Raw genomic sequence first — 8,126 nt, 5'->3', positions numbered from 1 at the left:
TAAGAAAAATGAATATACAAAAAGTTCGTATCCTTTCATGCCATCGAATACAGGAAGTAACCAAGAGACAATCAGAATTAAAACAGCCATTAATGAAAAAAAATCGAGGACCTTTTCTTTTGATAAAGATTTCATTCTGAATAATTTATATGTAATTCATCGTAGTTTACTTTAAACCTATCACTGAACATAGAATGTAAAAAAGCCCGACATCCTGTCGGGCTTTTTCGTATTGGTTCGCTTGGCATAACTCCTGTCGTGCCGCCGATCCTTGTGCGATTATTTATTTTTATTCTGCGGAACGTCCTGTTCTCTTATGACTTCATGATATTGAATACAAGGGGTTATGAATATCCGCAAAATCCTTAAATCTGTGTAAGTTTTAGCTTACAAAGTTGGCCTATTTTATCCCAAGAGTTGTCCGCAGAAATTGGGGATTATTTCTAAACTGTGACCCTTGAGAAATCAGGAAAAAACGCAAAAAAGAATATTTTTTGATCAATTTTATTGGCTAAAAGTTACAGTTTTGCTTAAAAAGAAACCGACTTGTTTCCAAGTCGGTTTTTTGTTGTTTTTCAGGGGGATGAAAAAATTTTAACTATATGAAAAACAATAATATTTTAAATTGCGTTTCGTATAAGCTCTATTATGTTAAATGGATTAAAATTGAGTCATTTATCTGAAAGGATTTTTAAGATATTCCTTCACCATAGAAATAATTAATAGTGTACTAATCAAAACTAGAACTGCTATAAGAATCCAGAACATACAAACAACAAATATTAAACATTAATAATACAATAATAATATTTTTCTGATCATTAAGTAACTGATATTTAGATTATTTTGCAAGTTTAGGATTTTATTAAGTTTTAATTAACAGTGAAGTTTTTCTAATTGGTATAGAATTTAGAAGGAGTAAGCTATTTAATTGTTTCTTATGGAAAAAAAAGTAAAGAATCTCTATCTGAGAAAAGGTGAGCACAAATTTGTTTTGCAATCAATATTCATTTGTAGGGCTAAGTCTCAAAAGTGGACGAATGAAGAGATCAATGAGGTGATAGAGAAAACTATATATGAAGATAAAATTAGGGTGTATGAGATTTTAAGAGAATATTCTAGAAATATTTAGGGTGTGTCATCAATTAAGCCAGATGATTGTTGAAGCCTGGTAGATCGCTGATAAGAAGTTTTGAGCCAATTTATCATTGCGTGTGGCAATGGCACGATACTGCTTGAGCTTGGCAAAAAATTTCTCGATCAGATGTCTTGCCTTATAGGAGGCATCCCAGTAGTGGGCTATATTTTGCAGCAGAACAAGCTGACAAAAAAATGTATGAGAATAAGCAAAAAATTAAATCAGCTTTAAAATTAGTTGCAGAAGCTATCTAAATTTTATATTAACTAAAAATTAACATAATACACCTTATACGAAATGCTGTATAATTATCCTTATAATTCAACACTGTAGTTTCTAGTTTATAGCCCGAGCATCCCTGTTCGGGCTTTTTTTATGATTTTTCACGTTCCACGCCTATTATTTAAGCAATGTTTCACGATTTTGATTAGCTCAATTGAATAATCAGGATGCCTGGTCTTTTTCTTTTTGGCGTTTATCCAGCTCTTTTTTCAGCTCCTTTTTATCCTGGTACGATGCGATCAGCATGATCGGGATCAACAGCGGGGCCACAATAATGCCTAGGGCAATGTCTTTCAGTTTCGGCATGATCTTTCTCCCTTAGTCATTATCAAAAACAGCATTCAGTACACGGCCAAATAAGCCACGTTTTTTTAATTGAGTTTGATGTTGGTTATCTAATTTTTTTTGAACTTTCTGTTCTTCAGGTTGAGTGTTTATTGCTTGAGTATCGGCTGTATTTGTAGCGATAGGAGTCGTTTGTTCATCATCAACTCTATCATCAGTATTGGACTGTTCTAAATTACCTTTAAATTCTATTCTATGAGTCAAATCTTCAATGTGTTGCATCAAGGATTTTTCTCGCTGATTCGCTAAATCTAATTGGCTTTTAAGCAAATTAATTTGATCTTTTAATACCTGTTCAATTTCAGAATGAACTTGTACAGGGACATTCTTTTGAACGTGTTCAGTACGTGTACTTTGCTGTACGCCAATAGGATTACCATAAACTCTGATGAGTTCTGATAAATCTATTAGACCATCATTATCCCTTGATAGTTCACCATTTTTTAAAGCTTCATAGATGGTAGTTCTTGATTTTTTGAAAGCTTTACTAGCGTCCATTACGCTAAATTTTGTAGTGTTCAATACAATCCCTCTGTTCATGTACAAGGATGTTCAGATGAACATATTACTGAACATTATCTTTATTTTGTTTGAAAGCCAACCTTTACTAGATATGGGTATAGTTCTTTAAATTTTTCAGCATCTAATAGCATTTCGGCAATTCGTACAGCAAATTGCGGATAGCTTTCGGTGCCTTCAGAGTACTTACTCATTTCAGGCAGTTCTGATAATTTATTAGCAAATAAATGGCGCTGAGCATCTGTTAACTTGGTGAAAATATCTATGGTGTTTTGATCTCTAGCTTCTTGATTAGTTTTGTTAACGGTTTTCTTTTGCTTGAATGAGAATGAAAAGCCATAAATTGAACGCCCTTTTTTATGCTGCTCATACTTAACAGCGATATCTGTAAACTCATTAACTTGAGCTATGGCTAGGTGTAAAACTCTATCTTTAAAGTTCCCCATTCTTGTGTACTCATCATCAAGCACACCAATTTTTTTTCTAAATTCTTCAAGCTCTATAACTGGAGTTTGCCCAGTGCTACGCCATGCGATTAATAATTCATATAAACGTACAGCATAAGCACTACTGAGATTACTCACTTGCTGTAATTCATACTTAGTAAACTGTTCTTCGAGCTTAGTAATTAATGGAACAATAGCAGGTGCAAAAATTAACTTAACAGTCGCTTCAGCATCAATATAACGAATCTCACTAACCCATCGACTTAGTACGTTTTCGATGTTTCCTCGTTTATTTATTTCTTGATAGCTAAATTGTCTAGCAAATAAATCTTTTGAAGCATCCTTTAATGCTTGATAGGCAGTCTGTCTTGCAACATTGAATTGATTAATATAACTCTCTGCGTGGACTTCTAAAGGGTTGTTTGCATTAATTCCTTTCCCACTTTCTCTTGCTTCAACAATAGCTAAAAGAATAAGCCGCTGTTCAACTAGATCTAGGTTATAGCTTGCGTTAATTAAAGCATTATCTTTTACAACTAGATCTCGCATGTTATTAGTCTACTTTTTTATTTCTGAATATAAATCTATATAAAATATTATGTAGTTAAATGCAAGGTAAACGTAGTTGAATCTACAAAAAATAATATGTAGATTTATGGTAGGTAAACGTAGTCATATTGGTAGGTAAACGTAGTCATATTGGTAGGTAAACGTAGTCATATTGGTAGGTAAACGTAGTCATATAGCCTTTGAAAGTATTGCCAATAAAGGCTTTCAGCGCGTCTAAAAGTATTTAAAAACTTTAAAATAATTAAAAGCCCAGGAAAGGAAAAATTGCCCTTGGTTTTCGCTACGCTCAAACTCTATTGAATCTCGCTTTCGCTCGATTCGTTGGGGCAATTTTTTGGCTCATTGGGTTGTGACTTTAAGAAAAAGCAAAAGCAGCTCGGAATTCGCTTCGCTCATGAGCTTTTTACTCGCTTTGCTCGATCTAGGGTCAATTTTCTGCATGTGATTTACGCTTATTTAGGCTTCACAGCCTAAAAAGCAGTTTTTCAGGGGGTCTAAGCGCGAATTTCAGCGATTTCACTCGTAGACACTCGTTCTGTACCTTTCTTTATTAATCGAGCTGTAATCGCAATTAAAGCACCTTTAAAGGCATATTATTTTTTTAAATAAGATCCTTTCCTGTTGTATGTGGATCATAAGAAAAAGAGGTTTGCTGATTTCTTCCAGCTTTGGTCTCATTTTGGGAAACTTTGATGTTTTGTGTTTTTCCCTGGTGCGGCATTTTTTCGCTGATGCCCATTTTCTGCAAATTTCTTAATAACGCACTGTAAGAAATATTGTTGGCGAGATCTGGTAAATCTGCATGTATTTCTTTGATGGTGTAGCCTGCTTTTAACCGTTTTTCTATTTCAGGCAAAGCCGCAGTGATGAATCTTTTTGCTCCATGTCGAGTAACCATTTAGATCTCCTCATTCCTATTTTTATGCGATTAAGTGCAATTATATGCGATCAAGAGCTTTTATATGCAATTATAAGCTTTTAAGTGCGATTATAAAATTTTATAAGCTTTTAATCTCTTTTATGTGCGATTATATGCGATTAAGTGCGAAACCTAATTAAGGTGAAACAGGCAAGATGTGTAATGTTGGTCAACATGCTAGCATTTTGACACCCATTACTCCTGCTTATTCGCTTTTCAAGCTCAACGTGGAATCTTGTCCTGCGGAGCTTTTGGCATAGCCAAATGACAATGGAAATGATGAAAATGAATGAAAAGAAAAAGCCAAAACGGATACGCCAAAAGATCATTAAAGTGGTCGTAACTGATGAAGAAAAAAAGCAGATTGAAGCAAATGCTGCTCAGGCTAATTTATCGGTTTCTCAATATGCACGTGATTTGGGTTTAAGCTATCAGCCCAAAAGTTTGATAGATGTTCAATCGTTTCAGGAAATTCGTAGCATAAAGGAGGATTTCAACAAGATTGGTGGTTTGTTGAAAAATCTTATGAGTGGTGAGGTGACTGATCCGAAAGAGATCCAAACAAAATTAAATGGCTTACTGTTGGACTTATCCAAAAATCAAAATTTGCTTGATCAGCTACTGACTAAAGTAAGATCCAAGATCAAGTTTTAAAAAAAGTGTATGGTCTGTTGCCTTGTATAGTGGCGTTAGCCGCCACTGCGTATAAGAGATTTTATGTTAATCAGATGATTAAAAGGCCCGTAAATAGGGCCTTTCGTATAACGTGTATTATGTTAATTTTAGGAAAACTCAATAATAAAATTATTTCTTCTTAGGCTTCATGCATGAGGGTTTTGATAGGCTCACTGGCTGGTTTAAATTGTGTGCCTTAGCTCCCTGTTCTAAAAGGGCCTTTAAACTTTTTTCAGAATTTTTAGGCTGCTTATTTTGAGCATTCTTTTTAGGCTGTGATGGCGATGCTTTTTTCTGAGCTTTTACTGATTGCTCGACTTTATTTTGTTTACTTGTAGGCTTGTTTAATACGGCTGTTTTTAGAGACTTTAGCCATGAGTATGCGTGAGTATCTAACTTCAATAAATGTTCAATCATTTCATTACGTTTAGCTTTATCCATCTTAGAGAGAATGCTTTTAAGATCAGCATTAATTGATTGATTTGTTGCACCTCGTTCACTAGCTTTTTCATACCACTCATGCCCAAGTGTATATTGATACGTTTCCATATAAATAGCGCCTAATAAAGTACAAGGACGATAATTATCTGGAGTTAAATTATGAGCTTTGGATGCATTATCAATGGCGACTTTAACCTTGCGAAGATCACGTCTAACTCCACCAAGAGTAGTGAAATACGCAGATAATAATTTTTTATCCTTGATACCATTGGTGGAAATTTTTTCTAAAAATTCTTCTGCCTCAAGACTTTCCTGACACTTTCTTAATTGACTACTAGCATTAATAGCATTCCAAATGTTCTTGGTGTTCTTTGCATATTCCTGCAAATAATAATTAGCTTCTAATCGATGAAATTTATGACGAACTTTGGTACTAAAGAATTTTTTACCTATTGTATTTAACCAAACTGCCTCATCTTGAGACAGTCTTGTTTCATTTTCTAGCTTATTCAGAATTTCAGAAAGCTCTGTAGGTAATACTTCTGATAGATATTCATTAATGTCGTATTTTTTTAGTAATGCTTTTTCTTTTTGCTTTGCAACATAAACAGGATCTGACTCAAGCAACTTTTGTTTTTCAATAGCTTCCTGTCTCAATTTCTCTTGACGAATTTTTTCCTCAGCTAATCTCTCTAATTCAACTTTATTTCTAATTTTTTTCTGAAAGTCTGGCAGAAAACCATTTAAAGATCTGAGCATATATTCATGAATATATATTTCTTCAAATTTAGTTAGGCTTTGTTTTTCTTCATATTTTCTTACAATATCTTTTAAACGGCTAGGTATTAAAAGTTCTGACTTTAAAGGGTCGAAAAAGTACTGTTTGCACAAACTTAGAAGTTTATTTTCAAAAGTTTCTAAATCATTTTTACTAACTTTTGCTTGTAAGAGTAATGATTTACCGACTTCTACTTTTTTTCGTTCATCTTCAGTTTTTTCTCTGTCTCTTCGTTCTTGAACTAATTTTTCTTGGCGTTTTTGTCTTTCAATAGCTCTTTTTTCTAAAAGCTCCTGACGAATTTTCTGTTCTGCCAACATTTTATTTCTTATTTCATTATTGGCAGCCTCTTTTTTATATTGATTAAATGAAATGGTGCCGCAAACAAAGCTATGCAAAGTGTAAAGATTAAGTAGTTTTAAATGGCCTTTTTCATTGTGAGTTAGATTAACTTGTTGTTTATTTTTTAATTTTTGAATAATTCCATATAGTGTAGTATTTGGAATCATTGAACTTTCGATGTGATCCAAATAATAAAATGAAGCGTCTTTACGAATATCGTCAAAATTTTGATTTGTAGTCATTTCAATCATTAAAAAATTATTACTATTCAATTAAATAAAAAATCTAAAAATATTGAAAGCTTTATATTTAACATAATGGCAATCACAAGGATTGCAACTAAATTTAGTTGCAATACTTGTTTGAAATTAACTATACTTACTAGCAATACAGTAGGACTAAATTATGGGTAAAACGGAAAAGTTACTGGAAAAATTTGGAAGTTCAAAAAATACGTTTCCGTATAAAGATTTAGTCGTTTTACTCAACCAACTCGGCTATGAAAAGTTTGAAATGGCAGGCTCTCGTGTCCGTTTTTTTAATGAGAAAACAGAACACATGATTTTACTGCACCGTCCACATCCTGAAAATGAAATTAAGGGTGGAGCATTAAAAGCTGTAAAACAGGCACTCAAGCAGGAGGGATTTTTATGAGCTATCTAAAATACAAAGGCTATCTCGGTACAATTGAGCCTGATCTTGAAACTGGTGAACTCTTTGGAAAACTCTCTTTTATTCGCGATCTAGTCACCTATGAAGCGGAAACATTAAAAGCTCTTGAGCAAGCTTTTCAAGAGTCAGTAGATGGCTATTTAGAGTCATGTGCTGAATTAGGTAAAACTCCTGATCAACCATTCAAGGGCACATTCAATGTCCGTATAAGCCCAGAATTACATCGTAAAGCGGTTTTAGCATCAAGTAACTCCCTAAATGCCTTTGTTAGTGATGCAATTCAAGAAAAGTTAATGCGTTTGGGTACATAATTTATCTAATTACAAACACAATAAAAATGGGAGCTTAAATCTCCCATTTTTTAATTCATATAATTTTAATTTTGACTTAATTTTTTTAAGTCACGAATAGCTTTGCTTAGTTCAAACATTTGGTTGTGTAACTGTTCAGACAGCATCTCATTATTTGCATCTTTTCTATTCAAAATATCTGCAATATCAATAGTATCTTCCATAATCTGAATTAATTTACTATGCACCTGTTCATGTTCATTATTAGGCATCATTATCTCCTCCAAAAATTTAAGTCATTTAACATAAAATCTCTTATGCGAAGTCTCTCTTGTAAGCCCAAAGTAGAAATGTCCGGTTTCTCCAAAGTAAAAATGTCCGCTTTTAGAATATGCACTTTTGCAATTTCCTTAGCGGACGGTTTGATATGTTGGTGTCTATGTCGGATAAAGAACTTAAACGATTGTCGGTCTTGCAGGAAATCTGCGATCAACGCATAACTCAACCTCAGGCTGCTCAGCTACTTCATATCTCAGAACGTCAAATCAGACGATTACTGCAGAAATATAAAGCTCAAGGCCCAGCTGCATTAGCACATGCTGCACGTGGCCAAACCAGCAACTCCAGGCTTCCTGAAGAAATCAGGCTCAAGTGCCTCAATCTTGTTGCTGAGCAATTCCACGGTTTTGGACCCACTTTAGCGCATGAA

At 33.8% G+C, this 8,126-nt stretch carries 10 protein-coding genes and 1 pseudogene; 4 read left to right on the top strand and 7 right to left on the bottom strand.

The window, feature by feature from the left end; genetic code table 11:
- Nucleotides 1-1,141 precede the first annotated feature (1,141 nt).
- From FTT98_RS16720 to FTT98_RS16700, 5 genes and pseudogenes are all read right to left on the bottom strand, one after another.
- Nucleotides 1,142-1,285, bottom strand: a pseudogene (locus FTT98_RS16720) (transposase); the annotation flags it as partial.
- 297 nt (nt 1,286-1,582) lie between these two features.
- Nucleotides 1,583-1,726 carry a hypothetical protein gene (locus tag FTT98_RS16715; protein ID WP_167514224.1) on the bottom strand — a complete coding sequence of 48 codons (144 nt, stop codon included), beginning with the start codon at nt 1,724-1,726 and terminating at the stop codon, nt 1,583-1,585.
- 12 nt (nt 1,727-1,738) lie between these two features.
- Nucleotides 1,739-2,287: a plasmid replication DNA-binding protein gene (locus FTT98_RS16710; RefSeq protein ID WP_257225953.1), complete on the bottom strand. Its 549-nt coding sequence runs from the start codon at nt 2,285-2,287 to the stop codon at nt 1,739-1,741.
- A gap of 59 nt (nt 2,288-2,346) precedes the next feature.
- Complete coding sequence (gene repM, locus FTT98_RS16705; protein WP_180095380.1) at nt 2,347-3,279, bottom strand: replication initiation protein RepM; 933 nt, start codon at nt 3,277-3,279, stop codon at nt 2,347-2,349.
- Nucleotides 3,280-3,901: 622 nt separating this feature from the next.
- Nucleotides 3,902-4,198 (bottom strand): hypothetical protein, encoded by a 297-nt coding sequence (locus FTT98_RS16700; RefSeq protein WP_179991840.1) that lies wholly within the window; start codon nt 4,196-4,198, stop codon nt 3,902-3,904.
- Between the two features lie 306 nt (nt 4,199-4,504).
- Between FTT98_RS16700 and FTT98_RS16695 the strand changes: the two genes are divergently transcribed.
- Complete coding sequence (locus FTT98_RS16695; protein WP_179991841.1) at nt 4,505-4,873, top strand: LysR family transcriptional regulator; 369 nt, start codon at nt 4,505-4,507, stop codon at nt 4,871-4,873.
- 150 nt (nt 4,874-5,023) lie between these two features.
- Here FTT98_RS16695 and FTT98_RS16690 read toward each other — a convergent pair whose 3' ends face one another.
- Complete coding sequence (locus tag FTT98_RS16690; protein WP_180177591.1) at nt 5,024-6,697, bottom strand: hypothetical protein; 1,674 nt, start codon at nt 6,695-6,697, stop codon at nt 5,024-5,026.
- A 163-nt stretch (nt 6,698-6,860) separates the two neighbouring features.
- Between FTT98_RS16690 and FTT98_RS16685 the strand changes: the two genes are divergently transcribed.
- Nucleotides 6,861-7,109 (top strand): type II toxin-antitoxin system HicA family toxin, encoded by a 249-nt coding sequence (locus FTT98_RS16685; protein WP_180095438.1) that lies wholly within the window; start codon nt 6,861-6,863, stop codon nt 7,107-7,109.
- Nucleotides 7,106-7,438, top strand: a complete 333-nt coding sequence (locus FTT98_RS16680) for a type II toxin-antitoxin system HicB family antitoxin (RefSeq protein WP_180095435.1) — start codon at nt 7,106-7,108, stop codon at nt 7,436-7,438. Before FTT98_RS16685 ends, FTT98_RS16680 begins: the two co-directional genes overlap by 4 nt.
- A 65-nt stretch (nt 7,439-7,503) precedes the next feature.
- On the opposite strand, the gene FTT98_RS16675 is transcribed toward FTT98_RS16680, so the two are convergent.
- A complete protein-coding gene (locus FTT98_RS16675; RefSeq protein WP_218954620.1) occupies nt 7,504-7,689 on the bottom strand; it encodes a hypothetical protein in 186 nt (61 codons plus the stop codon).
- Nucleotides 7,690-7,856: 167 nt separating this feature from the next.
- On the opposite strand from FTT98_RS16675, the gene FTT98_RS16670 reads away from it, so the two are divergent.
- On the top strand, nt 7,857-8,126 hold a 270-nt coding region (locus FTT98_RS16670), incomplete at its 3' end, for a helix-turn-helix domain-containing protein (protein WP_180177590.1).

It is taken from the genome of Acinetobacter sp. YH12039, from assembly GCF_013420015.1.
Classification (GTDB): Bacteria; Pseudomonadota; Gammaproteobacteria; order Pseudomonadales; family Moraxellaceae; genus Acinetobacter; species Acinetobacter amyesii.
Note: the sequence above shows the minus strand (reverse complement) of the source record. Positions and strands in the feature narration are given on the sequence as shown.

What these genes read in the sequence shown, in the direction of transcription:
- FTT98_RS16715 (WP_167514224.1), bottom strand. Translation starts at nt 1,726, where the DNA reads ATGCCGAAACTGAAAGACATTGCCCTAGGCATTATTGTGGCCCCGCTG.
- repM (WP_180095380.1), bottom strand. Translation starts at nt 3,279, where the DNA reads ATGCGAGATCTAGTTGTAAAAGATAATGCTTTAATTAACGCAAGCTAT.
- FTT98_RS16700 (WP_179991840.1), bottom strand. Translation starts at nt 4,198, where the DNA reads ATGGTTACTCGACATGGAGCAAAAAGATTCATCACTGCGGCTTTGCCT.
- FTT98_RS16695 (WP_179991841.1), top strand. Translation starts at nt 4,505, where the DNA reads ATGAATGAAAAGAAAAAGCCAAAACGGATACGCCAAAAGATCATTAAA.
- FTT98_RS16690 (WP_180177591.1), bottom strand. Translation starts at nt 6,697, where the DNA reads ATGACTACAAATCAAAATTTTGACGATATTCGTAAAGACGCTTCATTT.
- FTT98_RS16685 (WP_180095438.1), top strand. Translation starts at nt 6,861, where the DNA reads ATGGGTAAAACGGAAAAGTTACTGGAAAAATTTGGAAGTTCAAAAAAT.
- FTT98_RS16680 (WP_180095435.1), top strand. Translation starts at nt 7,106, where the DNA reads ATGAGCTATCTAAAATACAAAGGCTATCTCGGTACAATTGAGCCTGAT.
- FTT98_RS16675 (WP_218954620.1), bottom strand. Translation starts at nt 7,689, where the DNA reads ATGCCTAATAATGAACATGAACAGGTGCATAGTAAATTAATTCAGATT.